Genomic DNA, 411 nt, shown 5'->3' on the forward strand with positions numbered 1-411 from the left:
TATCGATATTAAGCCCTATACTCCGTTCTCGGATTCGATTGAAGGAGCCGTCGGCGGTATCGCGCAAGAAGCACCAAAACTTATCAGCGTGGTGTTTTCCGAACTCGCCGCAACCCAGATTGATGCCTACAGTAAACAGGACGCCTATACCGATTTAGCCGTACTCATCCACGGCGTGCTGGGGCAAGACCCTCGCCCAGCCTATAAAAAAGCCAAAGATGACCCTAAGTTATATCAAGTGGCTTTGTATGATTTAGATATCTTTTGGCGGATGGCGGTCGATGAGGATGAGCGGGAATACATTCAGGTATTAGAACTCAAACCGGGGAAATGTGGCTAAATGCAGACGCCAATCACAACGGCCTTACCTGATTATCAAAGCCAACATAAAAAGCGTCTGTCTTGGATGCC

1 pseudogene is annotated in these 411 nt (G+C 48.2%); it reads left to right on the forward strand.

Features of this window, described 5'->3' with window-relative positions:
* Nucleotides 1–340: pseudogene (locus tag CBX98_RS25500) on the forward strand (hypothetical protein); the annotation flags it as partial.
* Nucleotides 341–411 lie beyond the last annotated feature (71 nt).

Origin of the sequence: Vibrio sp. T9, assembly GCF_003123985.1 — a bacterium.
In the GTDB taxonomy this organism is placed as follows: Bacteria; Pseudomonadota; Gammaproteobacteria; order Enterobacterales; family Vibrionaceae; genus Vibrio; species Vibrio diabolicus.